Origin of the sequence: Carboxydothermus pertinax, assembly GCF_001950255.1 — a bacterium.
GTDB classification, from domain to species: domain Bacteria; phylum Bacillota; class Z-2901; order Carboxydothermales; family Carboxydothermaceae; genus Carboxydothermus; species Carboxydothermus pertinax.
Map to the genome: position 1 here is coordinate 178,831 of NZ_BDJK01000006.1, position 24,481 is coordinate 203,311.

The window sequence follows — 24,481 nt, forward strand, 5'->3', positions numbered from 1 at the left end:
AGCGGTGAAAAAACGGGGAATCGGAATGGCTTCAATTTTTTATGGTACCGGTTATGGTAATGGCTTTCCCGACGTTTCTTCCGCAGTGGTAGAAATCCACGATGATGGAAGTGCAACCGTATTAACCGGTGCTGCAGACTGTGGCCAGGGATCCAATACGATCTTAACCCAGATTGCGGCAGAAGAACTGGGCCTTCCTATTGAGAAGATTACTTTAATTTCGGCGGATACCGACTGTACACCGGATGCCGGTACTACTGCAGCAACCCGGCAAACTTATACCTCTGGAAATGCGGTAAAATTGGCAGCCGCCAAGGCTAAAAAAATTTTGTTGGATTTTGCTGCGGGGGTTTTAGCGGTCAATACCATTGACGGTCTTGATGTTAAAGATGGTTATGTTTATGTCAAAACTTTTCCGCAAAAACGGGTAGCTGTAGCGGAGTTGGCAAGTCACGCCCGCTTTAAGGGGAACCGTTTGATTGGGGAAGCAAGCTTTACAACGCACTCTACTGTGGTCGATCCGGAAACTGGCCAAGGAGCCCCCTATTATCCCTACGCCTTTGCCACGCAAATTGCGGAAGTTGAAGTAGATACCGAGACCGGGAAAGTGGAAGTATTACGAATAGTTGCTGCCCATGATGTAGGTCGGGCAATTAACCGAATTTCCGTAGAAGGTCAAATTCAGGGAGGCGTGGCTCAAGGGGTAGGTTGGGCTTTAACGGAAGAAGTGGAGCTTAAAAACGGCCAAATTCAAAACCCAAGCTTTACCGAATATTTAATTCCCACAGCAATGGATATGCCTGAAGTTACACCGGTAATTGTAGAAACTTACGAAGAAACCGGCCCTTATGGAGCAAAAGGGGTTGGAGAACCGGCGATGCTTCCCACAATGCCTGCTATTTTAAATGCCATTTATAACGCCATTGGAGTAAGAATTACTGAACTTCCGGCTACCCCGGAAAAAATCTTAAAAGCTCTCAAGGAAAAAGAACAAAGCAATGATTAACTTTGCAGGTTATAGTTTACCGGAGCCGATTTGGCTTACGGGAGGCGGGGGCAAGACGTCTTTGATGTATTATTTAGCGCAAAATATTACCGGCCCCCTTCTCCTCACCACTACTACCAAACTTGCTTATCCACCCCGGGAAGAAGTTCCCTTTTACCAGGCAGAAAGTTTAGATCAACTTCTTCCGTTATTCCACGAGGGAAGAAAGGTTCTTGCAGGAAAGCGGGTGGAAAAGGAGAAAATAATTGGTTTTTCCCCGGAGGAAATAGAGAAATTTTACCGGCATAACCCGATACCTATGCTTATTGAAGCGGATGGCAGCAATCGCCGGCCTTTAAAAATACATCTTGCCCATGAACCGGTACTGCCCCAAGTGCCCGCGACCGTTATAGCAGTTATAGGACTATCGGCCTTAAATAAACCCTATAGCAGTGAATATATCCACCGGGGAAAAAATATACCGGGGAGGATTATTACTCCTGAAGATTTACTGAAACTGGTTAGGGAAGGGAAATATTTTTCACCCCGTACCAAAAACAAAGTAGTTTTTTTAAATCAGGCCGAGGTAATTGAGAAAAGGCTCTTAGAGGAAGTGATTACTTTATTTAAAGCAATACCCGATTTATTGGTGACCTATGGCTCGTTAAAGGAGGGCTACATCTTGTCGGGATAGTGGGAGTCATAATTTTAGCAGCGGGTAGTTCCCGGAGGATGGGCAGAAACAAACTTTCCCTTCCCCTTTTGGGGAAAACTGTTCTAGAACAAACCGTTACCCTGTATCAGCAGACTTTTCCCGAGATTCTGGTAATTACTCCTTTGCTTATTGCGCCGAGTTCTGTCCAGGAAGGCATGGGAGGAACGCTCCGCGAAGCTGCTCGCCTAATACCTCCCAGCTGGCAAGGGGTAGTGGTAGCCCTTGGGGATATGCCGTTTATTGCCCCAACGACCCTGAAAACCTTTTTCGCTGCCATTGAAAAAGCTCCCGAAGAGGTTTGGGCCTTAAGTTTTCAAGGCCGGCGGGGACATCCGGTTTATCTACCACGACGCTATTTTTCACTATTTAGTAGACTTTTCGGGGATGTAGGTCTTCGCCAGCTTTTACCGGAGTTAACGCCAAAAACTATTGATACGGAGGACTATGGGGTGGTTTTTGATTTAGATAAGCCTGAGGATTATGAACCTTACGGAAAACTTATTCTGGTAAAAGGAGCAGGAGATATTGCGTCGGGGATCATCTGGCGTTTATATCAAGCGGGATTTAAAGTGGTGGCAACTGAACTTCTAAAGCCAACGACCATACGCCGACCGGTAGCTTTTGCCCAGGCGGTATTTACCGGTGAACATACCGTGGAAGGAGTTTTAGCCAAGAAAGCTACCCTTTTGGAAGTTCCCAATTTACTGGTAAATGGCATCGTTCCTGTTGTTCCCGATGAAGAAGGGGTAGCAGTCAAAGGGTTAAAGCCCTGGGCAGTGGTAGACGCTAGACTTGCTAAAAGAAATTTAGGGACGACCAAAGATGAAGCCAAAATAGTCATAGGAGTGGGCCCCGGGTTTACCGCACCCGATGATGTGCACGCGGTAATTGAAACGAAAAGAGGACATTTTTTGGGACGGGCAATTTATCAGGGTACAGCTGAGCCCAATACCGGTGTTCCCGGGGAAATTGGTGGGCACACCGTTAGGCGGGTAATTTATGCTTCTGCCAGTGGGCGGGTGCACTGGTATTGTGATTTTGGTCAAAGGGTAAATGCCGGGATGGTGTTGGGAGAAGTTGCTGGAGAAAAAATTATTGCCCAAATTTCCGGAGTAGTTCGCGGCTTAATTCATCCGGAAGTGGACGTGAGGGCAGGCATGAAAATAGGCGATATCGATCCCCGGGGAATTCCTGAATACGCCACAACGATATCCGAAAAAGCCCTGGCGGTAGCTGGGGGTGTTTTAGAAGCGCTTTTAAAGCTGGACAGTTCCAGCTTGTAAATAAAAACATTATACCTTAAGGAGGAGATGCAGTATGAACAAGTACATCCATGCCGTACCCAACTTTTCCGAAGGCCGGCGGACAGAAGTGGTTGAGGCGATTGTCGACCAGGTCCGGAATATTCCCGGCGTAAAATTAATCGGGTATTTTCCCGATGCTGATTTTAACCGGACGGTAGTAGAGTTAATCGGGAAGCCCGAACCGTTAAAAGAAGCCTTAATTAACATGGCAGCCAAAGCCATTGAATTAATTGATATGGAAGAGCAACGGGGTAGCCACCCGCGCATTGGGGCTCAGGACACCATTCCTATCTTTCCCATGAGAAACATCACTTTAGAAGAGTGCATCCAACTGGCTGAAGAAATTGGCGTTGAGTTAAACAAGCGGACCGGGGTTCCCATTTACTTTGCCGGGGAAAACGCTAGAATTCCTGAGAAAAAAGCTCTTGATTTTATCCGGAAAGGTCAGTATGAAGGCTTAAGGGATCTTTTACTTTCGGAAAATCCTGATCCCAAGCGGTTGCCGGATATTGGCGATGTGAAAAATTTTGTCCACAAAGGTGCTACTATTGTTAGCGCTGGTACCAATCCTCTGGTGGCGTTTAACGTTATTCTTGGTACTGATAACCTGGAGATTGCCAAGCAAATTGCTAAAGCGGTTCGAGGACCTTCCGGCGGCTTTACTTTCGTTCGGGCGGTAGCTTTGAAGTTTACCGATAGGAATCAAGTAGTGGTTTCCATGAACATGTTTGACCATGAAGCTTGTCCCCTTTATAGAACCTATAACTTTGTGAAGTCCGAGGCAGCTCGCTGGGGCGTACCGGTAGTAGGAACGGAATTAGTGGGTACTGTACCGCAGGAAGCCCTGGTACGGGTAGCAGAATATTTTCTGCAACTGGAAAACTTTAACCGCGACCAAATTCGGGAGAACCATATTCCGGACTTAATTTAATGAACAAAGGGCAGGGTTTTCCCTGCCCTTAATTTAAAAAGGAGGTGGATTTATGCTAACAGACCTGTCTCTTCGTGGCTTTATTAAAGAGCTAGCTTCTTCATCTCCGGCTCCCGGCGGCGGAAGTGTTTCGGCTTTAGCCGGAGCTAATGGTGCTGCTCTCTTAAATATGGTGTTAAATTTAACCCTCGGGCGGGAAAAGTTTGCCGGCGTAGAGGAGGAACTGGCACCCTTAAAAGATAAAACCGAAGCTCTCTACGAACGTTTAGTTAACTTAATTGATATTGATACGGAAGTTTTTAATGATGTGATGGCTGCCTTTAAGCTTCCGAAAGATACCGAGGAACAGAAAAAAGAACGTTTGGCTAAAATTCAAGAAGCTTATAAAAAAGCTGCTGATGTTCCCCTGGAAGTTGCGGAAAAATGCCTGGAAGTTTTGCGGCTGTGTCCAAAAATTGCTGAAAAAGGTAATCCCAATGCTCTGTCCGATGCGGGGGTGGCTGCACAAATGGCTTATGCTGGTTTACAAGGAGCGGTAATGAATGTTAAAATTAACCTTACTTCCATTAAAGATGAAGGCTATGTTAGGGCGGCCCGGGAAAGGGTGGCAGCTTTCTTGGAAGAAGGGGCAGAGCTTAAAGAACGGGTTACTCAGTATGTTAGCCAAAGATTATAAACAAAATTAATAAGATTAAAAGAAAAAATCTACAAAATGTGACAAAATAATATTTTTTCTGAAAATTAAAGCAGGAATTTTAAAATCCTTGTCGAATAAGTAATACAGAAGAAAGATAAAGTTAAGTTATAAACAATTAACGTAAGTACCGGGGTAATATAGTAAAAAGTATATAAAGATGATTTACAAGGTTATGGGTAATAACCCGGAAGGGTTATTATAAAGGGGCACCGGAGGAATTATAAAAAAATTATTAAGAAAGGGGTATGGTTATGGCATCTAATCAAGGAGCGCTCGACCGGATTTTTAAGTTGAGCCAGAAGGGAACCAGTGTAAGAACCGAGGTTTTAGCTGGTTTAACCACCTTTGTTACCCTGGCTTACATTATTTTTGTCAACCCGGGTATATTAGCCGATGCGGGAGTGCCCAAGGAAGCAGCGATTGCTGCTACTATCTATTCTACGGCGATAGCAACAACGCTCATGGGCCTCTGGGCTAACTTCCCGGTGGCGGTAGCACCGGGTATGGGCTTAAACGCCTTTTTTGCCTACTTTGTTGTGGCTCAATTACATTTGCCTTGGCAGGTGGGATTTGGAGCAGTTTTCTTCTCCGGTATTTTCTTCTTGATCTTAACGATCGGTGGAATTCGGCAGGCGATTGTTAATGCGGTGCCCAACAACTTAAAAGCTGCTATTGGTGTGGGTATTGGTTTATTTATTGCGTTTATTGGCTTAAAAAACGCAGGTATTGTAGTTGCAGACCAGGCAACTTTTGTTACCCTCGGTCATATCACCAAGCCTGAACCGCTTTTGGCTCTTGTTGGCTTAGTCTTAACTGCAGTTTTAATGTCAAGAAATGTTAAAGGCTCCATGTTAATTGGCATTTTAACTACTACGATATTGGGAATGATTTTTGGGGTTGTTCCGGTGCCTAAAAGCTTAAGCGGCATTATGAGTTTCAATTTACCCAATATTAAGCCGACGTTATTAAAACTTGATATTGCCGGCGCTTGGAAGTTTGGCATATTTAATATCGTTTTTACCATGACCATGGTAGAACTTTTTGACAACATGGGAACCTTAATTGGTTTAACCAGGAAAGCCGGGCTAATGGACGAAAATGGCAAGATTGAAAACTTAGACCGGGCGCTGACCACTGATGCTATCGGAACTATCATAAGCTCATTGTTGGGAACAACCACGGTTACCTCCTACATTGAAAGTGCTGCTGGAATTGCCGAAGGAGGTAAGACCGGTTTAACAGCAATTACAGTGGCGATACTCTTTATTGTAGCTTTAATTTTTGCTCCGCTTATTGGTATTGTTCCAGGCTTTGCTACTGCTCCAGCTTTAATTTTAGTAGGGGCTTTGATGCTGGCGGAAATAAGACATATCGAATTTGATGATTTTACCGAAGCTTTTCCGGCCTTTATGACTATCATTATGATGCCCCTTACTTACAGTATTGCTAGTGGTTTTGGTTTTGGCTTCATTTCATATACTCTCGTCAAAGCCCTCACCGGAAAGTTTAAAGATATCAGTTGGGTTATGTGGATTGTTTCTATAGCTTTTGCTATTAATTTCTATATGCGGCTTCACTAAACAAATGAGTAAAAAACTAGGATGATAAGGCCAGGCGTAATGCCTGGTCTTTAATCCTTGTGGGAAAAGTTGCAAATTTAGTTTACAATGGTTAGCCCAAATTGCCTACCAAGGGAGTGACTGTTATGTCAATTTTAATTAAAAATGGCACTATCGTAACAATGAACGCTAACCGCGATATATTCCAAGGGGATCTTTACATTGAAGGCAATACTATAAAGCAAATTGGCCCATCTTTAAGCGTCACTGCAGATAAAGTAATTGATGCTACCAGCAAAGTGGTAATTCCAGGCTTGATCCAAACGCACATCCACCTTTGTCAAACCCTCTTTAGGGGACAGGCTGATGATTTGGAACTTTTAGACTGGTTAAAGCTTAGAATCTGGCCCTTAGAAGGAGGCCACGACCCCGAATCCCTTTACTATTCGGCGATGTTAGGTATTGGCGAACTGTTTAAAGGTGGTACCACCGCTATTGTTGACATGGCAACGGTAAACCATACCGATTCTAACTTCCAGGCAATTTATGATGGCGGTATCCGGGCGATTTCCGGGAAATGCATGATGGACTACGGCACTGAGGTGCCCAAAACGATGCAGGATACTACCGAAAATGCCCTTAATGAAAGTGTGCGGCTTTTAGAAAAGTGGCATGGCAGAGATAATGGGCGCATCATGTATGCTTTTACTCCCCGTTTTGCGGTATCGTGTACCGATGATTTATTAAGAGAAGTAGTTAAATTAGCTGGCCGGTATAAAGTACGTATTCACACCCATGCTTCGGAAAATAAAGGGGAAGTGGAGTTCGTACTGCAGGATCGGGGGATGCGGAACGTCCTTTACCTAGAAAAACTGGGGATGACTGCTCCTAATTTAATTTTAGCCCACTGCATTCACTTAGATGAACAGGAAATGAAAGTTTTGGCCGAGTCCAAAACTAAAATTGCCCACTGCCCCTCTTCTAATTTAAAACTGGCCTCGGGTATTGCTAAAATTCCGGAACTCTTGGATTTAGGAGCAGAAGTATCAATTGCGGCCGATGGAGCTCCCTGTAATAATAATTTAGACGCCTTTATTGAAATGCGGATGGCAGCGTTAATTCAAAAGCCGTTTTACGGACCAACGTCCATGCCGGCCCATAAGGTTTTTGAAATGGCTACCATAGGTGGAGCAAGGGCTATGGGCTTAGAGAACCAGATTGGTAGCTTGGAAGTGGGTAAAAAGGCAGACGTGGTGATTGTGGATTTAGACGAAATGAGAACAACTCCCAATGAAGGAGTAAACATATATACCCAATTAGTTTACCAGGCCCAGAGCAGCAATGTTTTAACGACTATAGTTGATGGAAAAATTGTTATGGAAAACCGGATGTTAAAAACAATGGATGAGGCGGAAGTTCGCCGGAAAGCCAATGAAAGTTTAAAACGAGTAGCTAACCGGGTTGGGGTTAGCTTAGCCTAGGTGATTACAATGAAGCCGGTTAAAGATTTGGTGGAAGTAGCTTTAGGTACCAAAACTGCGGATTTGGTTTTAAAAAATGCTAACGTTTTTAATAGTTTTACGGGAGAATTTTTTACTGGCGATGTAGCTGTGGTTTCCGGCTACATCGCCGGGATTGGGGATTACTCGGGAAAAGAAGAAATAGATCTTCAAGGTGCCTATGTTACGCCGGGGTTTATAGATGGACATGTGCATATTGAAAGTTCCATGGTTTCTCCCGCTGAATTTGCCCGGGCCCTGGTGCCGATGGGGACTCTAACGGCAGTGGTCGATCCCCATGAAATTGCCAATGTTACTGGAACTGCGGGAATTAGGTATATGCTTAATGCCAGTGAAAATTTGCCGATAAATATTTATGTAATGTTACCCTCCTGCGTGCCGGCAACTCCCCTGGAAACAGCTGGAGCAACCTTAACCGCTAAGGAATTGGCCCAGTTCATAAATCACCCCCGGGTGTTAGGCTTAGGAGAGCTGATGGATTACCCAGGGGTTTTAACTGCTTCTGAAGAAATGCTGAAAAAATTAGCGGTTGCCAATGAAAAGCTAATTGATGGCCATGCCCCGGGAATTACCGGGAAGGAGCTCACTGCTTATATTGCCGCGGGCGTAACCTCGGAACATGAGTGTACTACTGCTGAGGAAGCCCGGGAACGATTGGCTTACGGGATGTATTTAATGTTGCGCGAAGGCTCGGCAACGAAGAATTTATTAGATCTTTTACCGGTGGTTAACCGTTATACCGCTTCCCGCTGCTTGTTTGTTACTGATGATCGGCACCCGGAGGATTTAATTAAACTTGGTTCAATAAATCATATGGTTAAATTAGCGGTAGAAGCAGGGGCGGATTTGGCGACAATTCTCCAAATGGCTACCATAAATGCTGCTAATTACTTTAGGCTTTATGATTTAGGGGCAGTAGCTCCCGGTTACCGGGCTGATTTACTGGTTTTTGCTGATTTAGGGGAGTTTCGGCCAAAGTTAGTGTTTAAAGACGGCAAGTTAGTGGCCAAAGAAGGCAAGCCCCTTTTTAGCGGCTACCCGGTGGCTGACCGGGAAGTACGGAACACCATGCGGTTAAAGGAAATTAAGCCGGAAAAACTAAAAATACCGGCTAGCTCCAATAAGGCCCGGGTAATTGGGCTTGTGCCCCGCCAGATTGTAACCAAAAAACTGGAGCTGGAATTGCCGGTAGAAGGAGGGTACTTTAAAATCGTCCCTGAAAAAGATATCATAAAACTTGCAGTATTTGAACGGCATAATTATACTGGCAATGTAGGGGTTGGATTAATTCACGGTCTTGGACTTAAAAAGGGAGCAATTGCCTCTACGGTAGCCCATGATTCTCATAATTTAGTGGTGGCGGGTATTAACGATGACGATATTGTCCTGGCGGTAGAGGAACTACAGCGAATTGGGGGAGGGCTTACGGTAGTGGCTGATGGTAAGGTTTTAGGGAGCCTACCTTTACCGATTGCCGGTTTAATGTCTGACCGTGCCCTTAATGAAGTCCAGGAAGAACTGGAAAAACTTCACCGGTTGGTTAGAAGCCTTGGAGTTTATGACGATTACGATCCTTTTATGACCTTGGCCTTTTTAAGTCTGCCGGTTATTCCGGAGCTTAAACTTACCGACTTAGGACTGGTGGATGTGGGAACCTTTTCTTTAGTACCGGTCTCCCTTTAGGAGGATGGTTTTGGAAGATGGATATTTTAGATATTATCGGACCTGTAATGATTGGACCCTCTAGCTCCCATACCGCTGGAGCGGTGCGGCTTGGAAAAGTAGGACGGCTGGTCCTGGGGGAAGAGCCGAAAAAAGCGAAAATTTTTTTGCATGGTTCTTTTAAGGAGACCTATCGAGGCCACGGCACCGACCGGGCGCTGGTTGCCGGACTCTTAGGTTTTGATACTGCTGACTCGCGGATTCGCGATAGTTTGGAACTTGCCAGTAAACAGGGATTGGTTTATGAATTTTTACCTATAGAATTACCCGAAGCTCACCCTAACACGGTATATATGGAGTTGTTTGGTGCTAAAAACACAGCCAGGATTACTGGCAGTTCCATTGGCGGAGGGTCAGTGTTGATTACTGATATTAATGGCTTTCCGGTAAAGATCACCGCTAAATATCCAACCTTAATTGTTCCGCATGAGGACCGTCCGGGAGCGGTGGCCAAGGTTACCTCGGTTTTATCCTGGCACGGAATAAATATAGCCCAAATGAGTGTTGCCCGGCAAAAAAAGGGTGCCCAAGCTTTAATGGTAATTGAAACCGACCAACCGGTGGAGGAGGAAACTTTTCTGGAAATAAAAGGGCTACCGGGAATTACCGGTGGTTTTACAATACCCCCGCTTTAAGGAGGAAACCATGTTTATTGAGTCGGTAGAGCAATTAATTAAAGAAGCAAAAAAGCTTGGGCAAACTCTTGGAAAAACGGCGGTCATTTTAGAAGCCAAGGAACGGGAAGTTCCGGAGGAAGAATTAATAGCTACCATGCAAAAAAGGCTTTTAGTGATGAAAGAGGCAATTTCGGAAGGACTTACCGGAAAACCTTCGGTAGGAGGGTTGGCGGGAGGCCAGGCAGTTAAATATAAAAAACGGCTGGATGAGGGGAAAAATTTAGCCTCGGGAGTCTTTGGTAAAGCAATTACCTATGCTTTAGCTGTAAGTGAGGCCAATGCCTCCATGGGTTTAATTGTGGCGGCGCCTACGGCAGGTTCTGCAGGGGTTTTACCGGGTGTGCTTTTAAGTTTAATGGAGGAGTATGGTCTAAGCGAGGAAAAAGTGGTGGAAGGATTATATGCTGCGGGTGCTGTGGGCTTAGTTATTGCCCACAAGGCTTCTCTTTCCGGAGCTCAGGGAGGCTGTCAAGCGGAATGTGGTTCGGCGGCGGCGATGGCCGCGGTTGCTGCCGTTGAATTAATGGGTGGAACTCCGGAGCAGGCAGCTATGGCTGGGGCAATTGCCTTAAAAGGTATGCTGGGCTTGGTGTGTGATCCTGTGGCAGGACTGGTGGAAGTTCCTTGCGTTAAGCGTAATGTTGCGGCTGCAGTACAAGCTTTGGCGGCAGCGGATATGGCTTTGGCGGGGATAACCTCGGCAATTTCCTTTGATGAAGTGATTGGGGCGATGGGGGAAATTGGGAGGGAGCTCCCCTTATCTTTAAAGGAAACTGCCCTTGGTGGGCTTGCGGCAACTCCTACGGGAAAAGCCCTGGCGGCTCAAATATTCCAGCGAAAGGAGGAAAATGATGGCAAAGATAATTGATTTATCCCAGGAAATTTACCAGGGGATGCCGGTTTTTCCTTTGCACTTAACAACTTATATTTTTCAAAACATTACCCATGAGGAGAGCATAAAAAAAATAGGCTTTCCCTTTGCGACCAGAAACTTACTTATCAATGAACACGGTCCAACCCACTCGGATGCGGTTTATGAGTATAATCCTGAGGGTCCAACTATCGATACAATGCCTTTAGAATATTTTTTAGGACCGGCAATTTGCCTTGATGTTTCCCATGTTCCCTATGAACGGTATATTGAAATTTATGATTTAGAAGGGGCTTTAAGAAAACATGGACTTACCATTGAACGGGGAGATATTGTCCTTTTATACACAGCCCACTACAACCGAAACTACGGCACCGAAAAATGGCTTACTACCTATTCCGGTTTGAGCTATGCGGCAGCGGAGTGGCTGGTGCAGAAAGGGGTGGTAAATATCGGAGTAGATGCTCCGGCCATCGACCATCCCGATGATCCCAACTACTCGGGACATGCGGTTTGTGCTAAATATGGCTTAACGAATACCGAAAACTTAGCTAATCTCGATAAAGTGGTTGGAAAGCGCTTTTTGTATATTGGCCTTCCTTTAAAAATCCGGAAAGGTACCGGTTCCCCGATTCGGGCGGTAGCTCTTTTAAATGAATAGCAGGATGAATACAAAAAACATGAAAAATTTCTGTTGACAAAAAACCTTTTGTAATTTATTCTCTAAATAAAGAACTTTATATTTGGGCACAAAGGAGTGTCCACCCGAAGAGTTAGCTGGCAATGGTGCCTTATGAAAGGCGCCATTTTCTATTTTTAGGACGGTGACAGAATGTTTGGTGCAACAGTGATTATTGCTTCCGCGGATAGCAACTTTCGTAATTTAACCAAGGCTGCGGTTAAAAACCTCGACTACATTGTAGTAGGCGAGTGTGTCGATGGCCCTTCGGCTTTAAAAATGGCTAGAAATTTTCAGCCGGATATGTTTATTATTGATGATTATTTAACAGGGGTCCCCGGGCGAGAAATTGCCAAAATATTATCTTATGACCGCCAGTGTGCGGTAGTATTAGCTATGGAATTTGAAATTGATAAATTAGATGAGTTTTTAGGCGAAATGGGAGTAGTGGGGATTGTCTTAAAACCATTGGAAGAGGAACAACTTATTATGACGGTCCAGGTAACCGAACATAATTTCCAGCGAATTAAAGATCTCGAAAAAGAAATAGAAGACCTAAAAGATGCCTTAGAGACTAGAAAACTTGTGGAGAAAGCCAAAGGAATATTAATGGAAAGCCTGGGCATTTCCGAAAAAGAAGCTTTTCGGAAGATTCAAAAGCAAAGTATGGATAAGCGAATTTCCATGCGGGCAGTGGCCGAGGCGATTATCCTGGCTTTTGAAGTTAATGAAAAAAAGTAAAGGGGGAATTCAGATGAGTTATACTAAAAATGATATTATGGATATGGTACGGGAGCAAAATGTTAAATTTATCAGGCTTCAGTTCACCGACATTTTTGGGGTTTTAAAAAATGTGGCCATTCCGGTTGAGCAGTTAGAAAAAGCCCTTAACAATGAAATTATGTTTGATGGTTCAAGTATCGAAGGATTTGTGCGGATTGAAGAATCGGATATGTACTTATACCCGGACCTCAATACTTTTGCGGTATTTCCCTGGCGGCCGCGAAATGGTGCCGTGGCTCGGCTTATTTGCGATGTCTATAACCCCGATGGTACTCCTTTTGAAGGAGACCCCCGTTATGTCTTGAAAAAAGTATTGGCTGAAGCCAAAGAGCTTGGTTATACCATGTATGTAGGACCAGAACTGGAATTTTTCCTTTTCCAGGTAGATGCTGAAGGAAAACCAACTTTAGTGACCCACGATAATGCCGGCTATTTTGACTTAAGTCCGGTAGACTTGGGAGAAAATGCCCGGCGGGACATGGTGCTTGCTTTAGAACAAATGGGCTATGAAGTAGAAGCATCCCATCACGAAGTAGCTCCCGGTCAGCACGAAATTGACTTTAAGTATTCCGACGCTTTAGATGTGGCGGATAAAATTGTAACTTTTAAAATTGTGGTGCGCTCTATTGCTCAAAGGCACGGACTTCATGCCACTTTTATGCCAAAGCCTTTATTTGGGGTAAATGGCTCGGGAATGCATACCAACCAGTCGCTGTTTAAAAACGGAGTAAATGCTTTTTACGACCCCAGCGGGGAATTGCAGCTTTCCGAAACTGCTTACTACTACATTGGCGGGATTATGAAACATATTAAAGCAATTACTGCTCTTGCCAACCCTCTGGTAAACTCCTATAAGCGGTTGGTACCGGGATATGAAGCTCCAGTTTATATTGCTTGGTCCGATAGAAATCGAAGTTCGCTAATCCGGATTCCGGCTAAAAGAGGAGCATCCACTCGCATTGAATTAAGAAGTCCGGATCCCGGGGCAAACCCGTATTTAGCGCTGGCTGTGATGTTAAAAGCTGGTCTGGATGGCATTAAAAATAAAATTAAACCACCGGCGCCAGTAAATCAAAGCCTTTTTAAAATGACTGCCGAGGAACGGCGTGCCATTGGAGTTGATACTCTGCCCGGTAGCTTGAAAGAAGCGATTGATTATCTCTTAGAAGATAAAGTTATCCAGGAAGCTTTAGGCAAGCACGTATTTGAGAAGTTTGTGGAAGCTAAGTTAAAAGAGTGGGATGAATACCGGGTTCAGGTTCATGACTGGGAGGTAAAAAAATATCTCACCGTTTTTTAAAAAAGTGGGCTGTCAAAAAAATGGGGGACAGCCCCTTTTTTTGTGTTATGATTATGTTATTATTAATATAAAGTTAAATTGTGGTGTGATCTTTATAAATTGGTGAGGAAAATGCCGAAAACGATTAAATACCGTTTAATTTTCTTTTTAACCCTGACCACGGTAATTGTAGGAGTTATAAGTTTTGGGTTTACCCACTACCGTGAAATAAAAGTAGCGGAAGATTTGGGTCTAAATGCCTCACGGGGAATGGCTAAATTATATGAAGAAAAATTAGATAATTTAGATGAATACGCCTTTGAGGATATCTGGTGGAGTTATGATTTAGCCGAGGGCCTGTTAAAAGGCTTACCTTATAATGACTACTACCGGGAGATAGAAAACAATATTATTAAACGTATGACAGCCAAAAAAGGCTTTATTCAAGTTTTGGATTTAAAAGGGAACAGCATTTACAGCCAGGGGATAAAAATTTCGCCTACTTATTTTAGATATCTTATAAATAAGCCTACCATGATGGGCAGTATTTCTGGATTTTATGAAATAGAGGACCTTTTTGGCAAAAAGCATGTAGCCTATCTAAGGGCCGAGCAAGTTCTAAATGAAGCGGGAAAAACTTTGGGGGTAATTGTAGTTGGTTATAGTTTGGAAGAAAATCAAGTTCTTTTTTCGGAGTTATTTGCCAAAGATTTGCAAAAGCAAAAATTCGCGCCAGGCTTAATTTTGTACTGGAAAGACAGGCCTTTATGGCATTTTGGTGATGTTAAAAAAGAACTTTTATTACAGGAGAAGCTAAAGAAACTTCCGAGGGAAGAGTTACTGTCGGAAATTCAGGTTATTGATGGCAAAAAGTATTTTGTTTCTTATCTGCCTGTTGCTAGTCAAGGACCGGAGCGCTTTCTTACTTTGGGTGTATTTATAGCTGCTGACTCGCTGGTTAGACCTTATATCATAAACTTTTGGCAAGGGCTAATCCTTTATGTTGTTCTTTTGGGTTTATTGGTTGTGCTTGGGATTTATGGAATTATCAATCGGCAATTAGAAAAGCCCTTAAATGAGCTTATGGAAGTAATTATTGAATGGATTGAAGGCAAAGACCGGGATTTTGCTGAGTACCAGCAAAAGTATCCAGAATATAAAAAGCTTTTTACACGAATTTACGAGCTAAAAACCACCAAAGAAAAAATTGCCAATCAGTGGTACCGGCTGGCCGAGGGAGTTTATAATTTAGGTGAAGCGGCTAATGATGGCGATTTGGTTAAAGAGTTGATTTTTCATATAAAAGCGCAGGTTGAAGTAAAAGGAATAAAAATAATTTTAAAAAATTTAGAAAGCAATGAGGATTTTACAATTTATGAAGAAGGCCAAGTGGTTGCCGATTTACCGGCCTTTTGTCTGGAAAATGATGATCCTTTAAACTTTGTCCAGGAATGTCAAGAGGATACCTGTTGTTATCCTATTACCCTTGGGAGGGAAAAATTAGGATTTATTATAATTGCAGCCAAAGAGGAAAAAATTACTGCTGAGGTTCGGGAATTTCTAAGTAACTTAATTTTAATGAGTGGGCCATTAATTAAACTTTACCTTTTAAAAACCCACTTAGCGGAAATTTCGAAAAGAGATCCATTAACAAAGGCCTTTAACCGAAGGTTCTTAGAAGATGCGATTCTGGAAAATAGGGATTGCAACTACTCCCTTATTTTTATCGATATTGATAAATTTAAAGAAATTAACGATACTTACGGGCATAGTGTTGGCGATATGGTTTTAATTGAACTTACGAAAAAGATTCGGGAGAATTTAAGAAGTCAGGATCAAGTAATCCGGATGGGTGGAGATGAAATTTTAATTTACCTTCCTAATACTACTCTTGAGCTTGCCCGGGAAATAGCCAACCGGGTGATGGAATTAATAAGAAAGCATAAATTTGAAGTTACCAAAGATAATACAAAAGTTGCCTTTCCTATTTCGGCCAGTATGGGCATTGGAAGTTGCAAGGAGGGGGAAAGTTTTGGTGAACTTTTAGCCCGAGTAGATAGAGCTTTATACCGGGCCAAAGAAGAGGGAAGAAACCTAATTGTGGTAGCAGAGGATTAAAAATGTATACAAGATATTTTCTGAATTTACCTTGTCATAAGTATAAATATTCATTATAATTTTACTACAACTTGCCGGCACAACGGCGTGTCGGACCTTGAGGCATTGACGCCTTCCTGGCTTTAGGTACTGTTTTTGTGCCTAAAAGGGGGAAGGCTTTTTAATTTATAGATAGGAGGAAATGGAAATGGACCGGGCTTTTGAGCGAATTCCCTCCGGATGTGCGATAAGCGGTATCATGAATGTTTCTGGTAAGCGGATTTCGGGAGAGAAAATTATTACTTCAATTTCACTGATGCATGACCGGAGTAACGGTTTAGGTGGAGGTTTTGCCGCTTATGGTATTTATCCGGAGTTTGCAGACCATTATGCCTTTCATTTAATGTACCAGTCGGAACGGGGCAGAACTTTAACCGAGGAATTTTTAAACAAGCACTTTATTATTGAACGGGGAGAACCGATTCCCACCCGGCCGCATCCGGAAATTACCGATCCTCCGCTTTTATGGCGGTATTTCTTAAAGGCACCGGAAGAACGTCTCTATAAAAATCATGAACCGATGGATGAACGGGATTATGTGGTAGAAAAAGTGATGTTTATAAATGATAATATACCCGATAGCTATGTGGCTTCCTCCGGAAAAAACATGGGGGCTTTTAAAGGGGTGGGTTATCCTGAAGACATTGGTCGCTTTTTCCGGCTGGAAGAGTATGAGGGTTATCTTTGGACGGCCCATGGTCGCTTTCCTACCAACACCCCCGGCTGGTGGGGTGGAGCGCATCCCTTCACCCTGCTGGACTGGTCGGTGGTGCACAATGGTGAAATCTCTTCTTATGGCATAAATAAGCGGTATCTCGAGATGTTTGGCTATAAATGTACCTTAATGACCGATACCGAAGTAGTAGCGTATGCGGTGGATTTATTGCACCGCAGGCATGGATTACCTTTAGAAATTGTAGCAAAGGTCTTAGCGGCACCGTTCTGGAAAGATATTGAGAAAATGGAAGAAGAGGATAAGCGGCTTTATACCACTTTGCGCCAGGTATATGGTCCTTCCCTTTTAAATGGTCCCTTTAGCATAATTGTCGCCAATAATAAGGTCATGATGGGCTTAAACGACCGGATTAAGCTACGACCGATGGTCTGGGGGCGACGGGGTGATTTTTATTATATGGCTTCTGAAGAAAGTGCCATTTACGAAATAGAACCGTCTTTAGACGAAGTTCATGTAGCCAAAGGCGGTGAGCCGGTAATAGTCCGGCTAAAGGAGGGTGAACAAAATGGCTAATTTAATACCTCCCCGGTTTAAAGTGGTAATTGATTATGAAAAATGCCGGAAATGTAAGCGTTGTGTCATAAACTGCGGCTTTGGAGTTTATAGCTTTTCCGACCGGGTTATTCCTGATCATAAAAAGTGTGTTTCCTGCCAGCGGTGTGTGGCTTACTGTCCGGAAGAAGCTATAACCATTATTGAAAATCCTAATGTTTTTCGGCCAAACAGCTACTGGACAATGGAAGAACGGATTAATATTATGAAACAAGCTTCTTCCAGTGGGATGCTTTTAACCGGTATGGGCAATGACCGGCCATACAAAAATTATTTTGACCATTTATTAATTGATGCCTGTCAGGTTACCAACCCTTCCATTGACCCTTTAAGGGAACCGATGGAGCTTACTACTTATCTTGGGTCAAAACCAGATGCGGTAAAGGTGAAGGTTGAGGACGGTCAAATTAAACTTGATACCAAAATTGCTCCCCAAATAAAATTAGATACCCCGATTATTTTTTCCCCCATGTCTTACGGCTCAATTAGCTTAAACGCCCATAAGGCTTTGGCCCGGGCGGCAAAGGAATGCGGGATTTTAATGAATACCGGGGAGGGAGGACTCCATAAAGACCTTTATCCTTACAAGGATAGGATTATCGTCCAGGTCGCCTCTGGCCGTTTTGGGGTTAACCAGGAATATTTGGATCATTCAGCGGTGGTGGAAATTAAAATCGGCCAGGGGGCCAAGCCGGGAATTGGCGGACACTTGCCGGGAGAAAAGGTTAACCGGGAGGTTTCGGAAACCCGGATGATACCCGAAGGTACCGATGCCTTAAGTCCCGCTCCTCATCATGATATTTACTCCATCGAAGATCTGGCTCAGCTCATTTATGCCCTAAAGGAAGCAACCAATTATGAAAAGCCGGTTTCGGTAAAAATTGCTGCCGTTCATAACGTGGCAGCTATTGCCAGCGGTATTGCCCGGGCCGGTGCGGATATCATTTATATAGACGGTTTTCGCGGCGGCACGGGAGCAGCACCTACTATTATCCGCGATCATATAGGCATACCTATTGAACTGGCCATTGCGGCGGTGGATGACCGTCTGCGGGCGGAAGGGATAAGAAACAGCGTTTCTATTGTAGCTGCTGGAGGATTTAGACACTCGGGCGATGTGGCTAAAGCTATAGCTTTAGGAGCCGATGCGGTGGCGATTGGTACGGCAGCTTTGATTGCTATGGGTTGCCATGTTTGCCAGATGTGCCATACCGGCAACTGCTCCTGGGGTATTGCAACCCAGCGGCCGGAATTAACCCAGCGGCTGGATCCGGACTGGGCGGCTGGGCAATTAATAAACCTCATTAAAAGCTGGTCTTTAGAGCTAAAGGAAATCTTAGGTGCTCTTGGCTTAAATGCCATTGAAAGCTTAAGGGGCAGCCGGGAGCGGTTAAGGGGAATAGGACTTACCGATACCGAACTGGCCATTTTAGGCGTAAAACATGCCGGAAGGTAAGGTGGTGGCTATGGAGATAAATGCAAAAGGCATGTATTATCGGGATTTAAATAATATTTTACGGGAAAAGGTAGCCGAAGGGGTTACGGAATTTGTCCTGCAGGGAATCAACGGCCAGAGGTACCTGGGAACTGGTTTAAAAGGTAAAGTTAAAATAGAAGTTTATGGTACTCCTGGCAATGACCTGGGGGCATTTATGGATGGCCCGGAAATAACCGTTTACGGTAACGGTCAGGACGGCATTGCCAATACCATGAATGATGGGCGGATTGTGGTTCACGGCCATGCGGGAGATGTCCTGGGATACGGAATGCGCGGCGGTGAGCTTTATATTCGCGATTCGGTTGGCTACCGCGTGGGCATTCACATGAAAGAATATAAAAAGCAGGTGCCGGTAATCGTTGTGGGAGGTACCGCCGGAGCCTTTTTTGGCGAATATATGGCGGGAGGAATTTTGGTTGTGCTGGGTTTAAATAAAAAAGAAGGAGAACCGCTAACCGGGGACTACCTTGGTACCGGAATGCATGGCGGAGCGATTTATCTTCGGGGAGAAGTGGAAAAAGATATTTTGGGTAAGGAAGTGGCGGAATTCTCTTTAGAAGAGGAAGATTATCGCCGTTTAAATCCTCTTTTAGAAAATTATGCTAAGTTTTATAATATAGCCCTCGAAGAAATTATGGCGGTGCCCTTTAAAAAATTAGTTCCGGTATCCCATCGGCCTTATGGCAAATTGTATACTTACTAACCGCAATGCATAACTGCTTGCGGTTTTTCCTTTTTTTATTATAAGATATTGAAAAAAAGCTGAGGGATTTATTTTGGAAAATTTGAAGGTGGTTTTGGGGATTAGGGATTATCCTGAGAGGAAAAGGTTTAAGGAAATATTAAGAACCATGGGAGTTTTAGTGGTAGGCGAGGGGGAGGAAATCCGAGCCTTGATAAATTTATCCTCCAGGGTTTGTCCTGATTTAATTATTTTAGACGAAAAGCTTGGGGTTACCAAAACCCTTCCCTATACCAAAATATTTTATGAAAGCCGTTTGTGTCCGGTAATTTTATACGTGGAGCAACTTGATTGGGAATACCTGGAAGATTTCAAAAAAGGCCCTACTTTAAGCCTATTGGTTAAGCCGGTAACGGCATTAAGCTTGATGGGAGCAATTTATACTGCTTTGACCAACTTTAACACTTATCTGGAATTGGTTACTCAGAAGGAAGATCTTGAAAAACGTTTAGAAGAAAGGCGTTTAATTGACCGGGCTAAAGCTCTGTTGATGCGCTGGGAAAATTTTACGGAAGATGAGGCTTATCATTATCTTCGGGAGGAAAGCCGAAAGCACAATATTTCCATGGGTAAGGTGGCCATAGGGATTATTGAAAAGTATACATAAAAGTATACATAATTCAATTTAAGAAAATGTTGTAATTGATTGTGTTATTTTGTAAAATTAGTAGCGAGTTTAGGTCTAAAAAAGCCATAGTTTGGGGCGGTGAAGTCCTGCAAAGAAAGGTTTTTACCTTTCTTGGTGGGGCTTTTTTATTTTTGGAGGTATGGACCAATGGAACATATGGAGTTTCTCGAACAGTTAAATACTTTTAGTATTAAGTTTTTACGGCTGCAGTTTGTTGATGTTGCCGGAAATTTAAAAAATGTGGCGGTAACTTCGGAAAATGTGGGTGAAGTCTTAAAAAAGGAAATGACCTTTATCCACAATGGCGAGAAGGTATTATTTGAACCGGATTTAGAAAGTCTAACGGTTTTACCTTGGCGACCAAGGGAGGGAGCGGTTGGAAGAATTTATGGCAATCTGCTCCTCCCGAAGGATGAACAAAAGATAATTTGTCCGCGCAAATTTTTTACCCGGTTTAATTTCTCCCTTGAGGTAGCTGTAGAATTTTCTTTTTATTTGCAAGAAAAAGCTCAGGAGAAAATTCCGATAGATCCTGCCGGACTTTGGGACGTATCTCCTCTGGATTTGGGAGAAAATTTACGCCGGGATGTGGTTTTAACTTTGGAGAAAATGGGGATTGGGATTAAATATTCTGGACATGGGGCAAATCCGGGGGAGCAGGTACTGGGATTAAAACCGGTTAAGGGAAACAAGCTTCCCGATATTTTAACCACCGCCAAGTTTGTGGTCCGAACAATTGCCGAACGTCACGGGCTTAACGCTTCTTTTTTCCCGTACCATCATAAAAAACCCGGTCTTTCGATTAAATATACATTTTTTGGTGAAAAAGAAGAGATGGAGATGTTTTATCAAAAAATCGTAGCCCTTTTGCCCGATGCGGAAATAATTTTCCGGCCTTTAATTAACGATTATTATGGTTATCCTCAAAAACCGGAAAACTTTATTTTTTATGATGGGGACAATATAGTTTTGACCGTAAGTCCTAAAGCTAATCCCTATTTAGCTTTAAGTTTACTGGCGATGGAAACTAATGAAAGTGCTGAAAATCAAACTTTCGCCGCGGATTTTGGGCAGGCCTTACGCCGTTTTTCCGAAAGCATGAAACTTCAGGAATTTTTTGGTGAATTATTTTGGCGATATTTAAAAATAAAACAAAGAAGTTACCACGATTTTTGGGCAAAGGTTCATGAGGAAGGCGATAATGGGGATTAATTAAAAATTTTCAATAAAACTTGAAGGAGGGGTTACCTATGACTTTTAGCCTTGGCTTAAACGGTACCGAGGCCACAAGAACCAAAAGGCGTACGGGAGGGGATTTTAGTCCATACAGCGGGATGTGCGTTACTTGTCTCGACGGGTGCGTGGGCTATTGCGAAATAGCCAAATCGGCTATTCGCGGTAAAGAGGTGATTTATCCGCAACCGTTCGGTACGACCACCTCCGCCTCCCAGAAGGACTATCCGGTCGATTACTCCCACTTTAATATCATGGGTACCGCGGTAGGGGCTGTAGGCATTGAGGCTGATCCGGATAAAGCTATTTTCCCGGCAGCCAACATTGAAACCGCTATCGGAGCTAATAAAGACATTAAGTGCCGCTTCCCGGCAGTTATTGCGGGAATGGGGTCGACAAATGTGGCCGCCAATAACTGGGAGCATTTAGCGGCTGGAGCAGCATTGGCGGGAGTACCCATTGTTATTGGGGAAAATGTTTGTGGAATGGATCCAAATTTAGAACTGGAAAAGGGGCGTGTAAAACATTCTCCTGCCCTAGAAAAAAGGGTAAAAGCTTTTACCGACTGGTATCAGGGCTATGGAATTATTGCCGTACAGGCTAACGTGGAAGATACCCGTCTAGGGGTGCAGGAGTATGCTATTGAAAAACTTGGGGTTGAAGCGGTAGAGATTAAATGGGGACAGGGTGCCAAAGACATTGGTGGTGAGGTTAAATTAAATACCCTCGAGCGGGCACTGCAGCTTAAAAGCCGTGGCTATATCGTTCTGCCCGATCCGGAAGACCCGACGGTTCAGGAAGCTTACAGAAAAGGAGCTTTTAAAGAGTTTGAACGCCATTCACGGATTGGCATGGTAGATGAGGAAAGCTTCCACAAGCGGGTAGAGGAATTAAGAAAAGCCGGGGCCAAGTACATCTTCTTAAAAACCGGTGCCTATAGACCGACGGATTTAGCCCGGGCGGTGAAGTTTGCCTCCGATGCCAGGCTTGATCTGTTGACGGTGGACGGTGCCGGGGGTGGAACCGGAATGAGCCCCTGGCGGATGATGAACGAGTGGGGTATTCCTACCGTTTACATTCAGGCTTTACTTACCAGGTACTTGGACCGTTTAGCCGAAAAAGGAGCTTACATTCCTCCGGTAGCTATTGCCGGTGGCATTAGCTTGGAAGACCAGGTGTTTAAGGGTATTGCCCTTTCCGCCCCCTACGTCAAGGTAGTAGGTATGGCCAGGGGGCCTTTGGCTGCAGCTATGGTAGGTAAAACCGTAGGGGAGCGGATTAAAGCGGGTAAGGTACCTACCGAATACCAAAAATACGGAGAATCTTTAGAGCAGGTGTTTATCTTTGCCGAAGAGCTCAAGAATAAATTGGGCGCAGATTTATTTGCAAAGCTTCCTGTTGGGGCAATAGGTGTCTATTCATATTTTGAACGAATGGCCCAGGGATTAAAGCAGTTTATGACCGGGGCCAGGAAGTTTAACTTAAACGCTATTACCCGGGACGATGTGGCTGCCTTAACCCGGGAAGCCGCAGAAATCACCGGCATTCAGTACATCATGGATATCGATGCCGAAGAAGCCTTAAATATTTTAGGCTAGATGACTAATTTAGGGGCGGTTCTGAAATTTACTTGCAAACGTCAATAGCAGAGCCGTCCTAATCTTTGATGTTTAAATGGATACTGGATACATGAGGGGATAGTAAAAAAATTTGGTAAAAATATGTTATAATGAGTACAAATTGAAAAATGGAGGTCAAAAATGAGTCCCACCAAATACGATATTTTAAAGATAGTTCAGGAGAAAGGCATACGTTTTATCCGACTTCAGTTTACGGACATTTATGGAATTCCAAAAAATGTAGCTATAACTGCTGAGCAGTTAGAGAAGGCCTTAGACGGGGAGTTAATGTTTGACGGCTCTTCTATTGATGGTTTCGTGAGAATTGAAGAATCGGATATGTATTTAAAACCCGATCCTTCGACTTTTATTGTCCTTCCCTGGAGTGACCAGAGGTATAGTGAAGCCCGCTTAATTTGCGACATTTATACCTACGATGGACAGCCATTCTCGGGATGCCCTCGGGGGAATTTAAAGCGAATTTTAGCTGAAGCAAAACAGTTTGGCATTGATGAAATGTTTGTAGGACCGGAAGCAGAATTTTTCCTTTTTCAAACCCGGGAAGATGGAACATTAACGACTGTCACCCACGATGAAGCCGGTTATTTTGACTTGGCTCCAGTAGACCGGGGGGAAAATGCCCGGCGGGATATGGTCCTTGCCTTAGAACAAATGGGTTTTGAAGTGGAAGCTTCCCACCACGAAGTGGCGCCAGGTCAGCACGAGATCGACTTTAAATACGACTCGGCGGTGCGGACTGCCGATAAAGTCATTACCTTTAAGACGGTGGTACGGAAGATTGCCAAAAAACACGGACTTCACGCCACTTTTATGCCTAAACCGGTTTTTGGCATTGCCGGTTCCGGAATGCATTTGAATATTTCCCTGGCAAGTCAGGGAGAAAATATTTTTTATGATCCCAATACTCCTCATCAGTTAAGCGATACAGCATTATACTTTATTGGTGGCATTTTAAAACATGCCCGGGCAATTTCAGCTATAACCAATCCCCTGGTAAATTCTTATAAACGGCTGGTTTCAGGCTTTGAGGCTCCGGTATACATTGCCTGGTCTTTTCGCAATCGCAGCCCTTTAATTCGTATTCCTGCCAAACGGGGGCCGTCTACCCGCATTGAGCTTAGAAGCCCGGATCCTTCGGCTAATCCCTATTTGGCATTTGCCGTTTGTTTAAAAGCAGGATTAGATGGCATTAAAAATAAAATTCTTCCTCCCGAACCTTGTGAGCGGAATATCTACCACATGGCTGAAGAAGAAAGAAAGGCTTTGGGTATAGGTGACCTACCTGCCAGTTTAGGCGAAGCGCTAAAAGAATTAGAGCGGGATGAAGTGATTCGGGAGGCGTTAGGAAAGCATATATTTGAGCGTTATATGGAAGGAAAACGCCTGGAATGGAATACTTATAGGATGCAGGTCCATGATTGGGAATTAAAAGAATATCTTATTAAGTATTAATACGGGCAGTGCCCGTATTTCTTTAACTAATGATAGTCGAAAATTTCACTTATCTCAAAAAAATAAAAATTTTTGGGTAAATTTGTGGTATAATTATACATATTAAAATACACTTGCAAGC

Annotated in this window: 20 protein-coding genes and 1 pseudogene; all 21 read left to right on the top strand. The window is 43.8% G+C overall.

From position 1 onward, the window contains the following. The first annotated feature begins 4 nt into the window (after positions 1–4). The 21 genes and pseudogenes from cpu_RS14110 to glnA (cpu_RS02365) all read left to right on the top strand — a co-directional run bounded on the left by cpu_RS14110 (position 5) and on the right by glnA (cpu_RS02365) (position 24,360). Positions 5–1,006: a xanthine dehydrogenase family protein molybdopterin-binding subunit gene (locus cpu_RS14110; protein ID WP_075858363.1), complete on the top strand. Its 1,002-nt coding sequence runs from the start codon at positions 5–7 to the stop codon at positions 1,004–1,006. After that, a complete protein-coding gene (yqeC, locus tag cpu_RS02265; RefSeq protein WP_075858364.1) occupies positions 999–1,679 on the top strand; it encodes a selenium cofactor biosynthesis protein YqeC in 681 nt (226 codons plus the stop codon). Before cpu_RS14110 ends, yqeC begins: the two co-directional genes overlap by 8 nt. Further along, the gene (gene yqeB, locus cpu_RS13310; protein ID WP_077177123.1) at positions 1,679–2,983 is read left to right on the top strand and encodes a selenium-dependent molybdenum cofactor biosynthesis protein YqeB; all 1,305 of its coding nucleotides are present in this window, start codon (positions 1,679–1,681) and stop codon (positions 2,981–2,983) included. Before yqeC ends, yqeB begins: the two co-directional genes overlap by 1 nt. Positions 2,984–3,017: 34 nt before the next feature. Next, entirely contained in the window at positions 3,018–3,935 is a 918-nt protein-coding gene (gene ftcD, locus cpu_RS02280; RefSeq protein ID WP_075858365.1) for a glutamate formimidoyltransferase, read from the top strand. 52 nt (positions 3,936–3,987) lie between these two features. Beyond that, positions 3,988–4,611, top strand: coding sequence for a cyclodeaminase/cyclohydrolase family protein (locus cpu_RS02285; protein ID WP_075858366.1), 624 nt, complete (start codon positions 3,988–3,990; stop codon positions 4,609–4,611). A gap of 272 nt (positions 4,612–4,883) precedes the next feature. Beyond that, entirely contained in the window at positions 4,884–6,212 is a 1,329-nt protein-coding gene (locus cpu_RS02290; protein WP_075858367.1) for an NCS2 family permease, read from the top strand. Between the two features lie 125 nt (positions 6,213–6,337). Next, complete coding sequence (locus cpu_RS02295; protein WP_075858368.1) at positions 6,338–7,672, top strand: 5'-deoxyadenosine deaminase; 1,335 nt, start codon at positions 6,338–6,340, stop codon at positions 7,670–7,672. 9 nt (positions 7,673–7,681) lie between these two features. Further along, positions 7,682–9,394 (top strand): adenine deaminase, encoded by a 1,713-nt coding sequence (ade, locus tag cpu_RS02300; RefSeq protein WP_075858369.1) that lies wholly within the window; start codon positions 7,682–7,684, stop codon positions 9,392–9,394. A gap of 17 nt (positions 9,395–9,411) precedes the next feature. After that, on the top strand, positions 9,412–10,068 hold the full coding sequence (sdaAB, locus tag cpu_RS02305) for an L-serine ammonia-lyase, iron-sulfur-dependent subunit beta (RefSeq protein ID WP_075858370.1): 657 nt from the start codon (positions 9,412–9,414) through the stop codon (positions 10,066–10,068). 10 nt (positions 10,069–10,078) lie between these two features. Then, on the top strand, positions 10,079–10,978 hold the full coding sequence (sdaAA, locus tag cpu_RS02310) for an L-serine ammonia-lyase, iron-sulfur-dependent, subunit alpha (RefSeq protein WP_075858371.1): 900 nt from the start codon (positions 10,079–10,081) through the stop codon (positions 10,976–10,978). Further along, positions 10,962–11,642: a cyclase family protein gene (locus cpu_RS02315; protein ID WP_200800623.1), complete on the top strand. Its 681-nt coding sequence runs from the start codon at positions 10,962–10,964 to the stop codon at positions 11,640–11,642. The genes sdaAA and cpu_RS02315 overlap by 17 nt, the downstream gene beginning before the upstream one ends. Before the next feature lie 171 nt (positions 11,643–11,813). Further along, positions 11,814–12,401, top strand: coding sequence for an ANTAR domain-containing response regulator (locus tag cpu_RS02320; RefSeq protein ID WP_075858373.1), 588 nt, complete (start codon positions 11,814–11,816; stop codon positions 12,399–12,401). A gap of 13 nt (positions 12,402–12,414) precedes the next feature. Beyond that, entirely contained in the window at positions 12,415–13,743 is a 1,329-nt protein-coding gene (glnA, locus tag cpu_RS02325) for a type I glutamate--ammonia ligase (protein WP_075858374.1), read from the top strand. A gap of 111 nt (positions 13,744–13,854) precedes the next feature. After that, positions 13,855–15,840: a GGDEF domain-containing protein gene (locus cpu_RS02330; RefSeq protein WP_075858375.1), complete on the top strand. Its 1,986-nt coding sequence runs from the start codon at positions 13,855–13,857 to the stop codon at positions 15,838–15,840. A 187-nt stretch (positions 15,841–16,027) separates the two neighbouring features. Next, complete coding sequence (locus tag cpu_RS02335) at positions 16,028–17,128, top strand: class II glutamine amidotransferase (protein ID WP_075858376.1); 1,101 nt, start codon at positions 16,028–16,030, stop codon at positions 17,126–17,128. Then, positions 17,121–18,623, top strand: coding sequence for a glutamate synthase-related protein (locus cpu_RS02340; protein ID WP_075858377.1), 1,503 nt, complete (start codon positions 17,121–17,123; stop codon positions 18,621–18,623). The genes cpu_RS02335 and cpu_RS02340 overlap by 8 nt, the downstream gene beginning before the upstream one ends. Next, a complete protein-coding gene (locus cpu_RS02345; RefSeq protein ID WP_075858378.1) occupies positions 18,610–19,368 on the top strand; it encodes a GltB/FmdC/FwdC-like GXGXG domain-containing protein in 759 nt (252 codons plus the stop codon). The genes cpu_RS02340 and cpu_RS02345 overlap by 14 nt, the downstream gene beginning before the upstream one ends. Positions 19,369–19,774: 406 nt before the next feature. After that, positions 19,775–19,987 (top strand): annotated as a pseudogene (locus cpu_RS14220) (ANTAR domain-containing response regulator); the annotation flags it as partial. A 195-nt stretch (positions 19,988–20,182) separates the two neighbouring features. After that, positions 20,183–21,247 (top strand): type I glutamate--ammonia ligase, encoded by a 1,065-nt coding sequence (locus cpu_RS02355; RefSeq protein WP_075858380.1) that lies wholly within the window; start codon positions 20,183–20,185, stop codon positions 21,245–21,247. Between the two features lie 38 nt (positions 21,248–21,285). Beyond that, positions 21,286–22,866 carry an FMN-binding glutamate synthase family protein gene (locus cpu_RS02360; protein WP_075858381.1) on the top strand — a complete coding sequence of 527 codons (1,581 nt, stop codon included), beginning with the start codon at positions 21,286–21,288 and terminating at the stop codon, positions 22,864–22,866. A gap of 162 nt (positions 22,867–23,028) precedes the next feature. Next, on the top strand, positions 23,029–24,360 hold the full coding sequence (gene glnA / locus cpu_RS02365; protein ID WP_075858382.1) for a type I glutamate--ammonia ligase: 1,332 nt from the start codon (positions 23,029–23,031) through the stop codon (positions 24,358–24,360). Positions 24,361–24,481 lie beyond the last annotated feature (121 nt).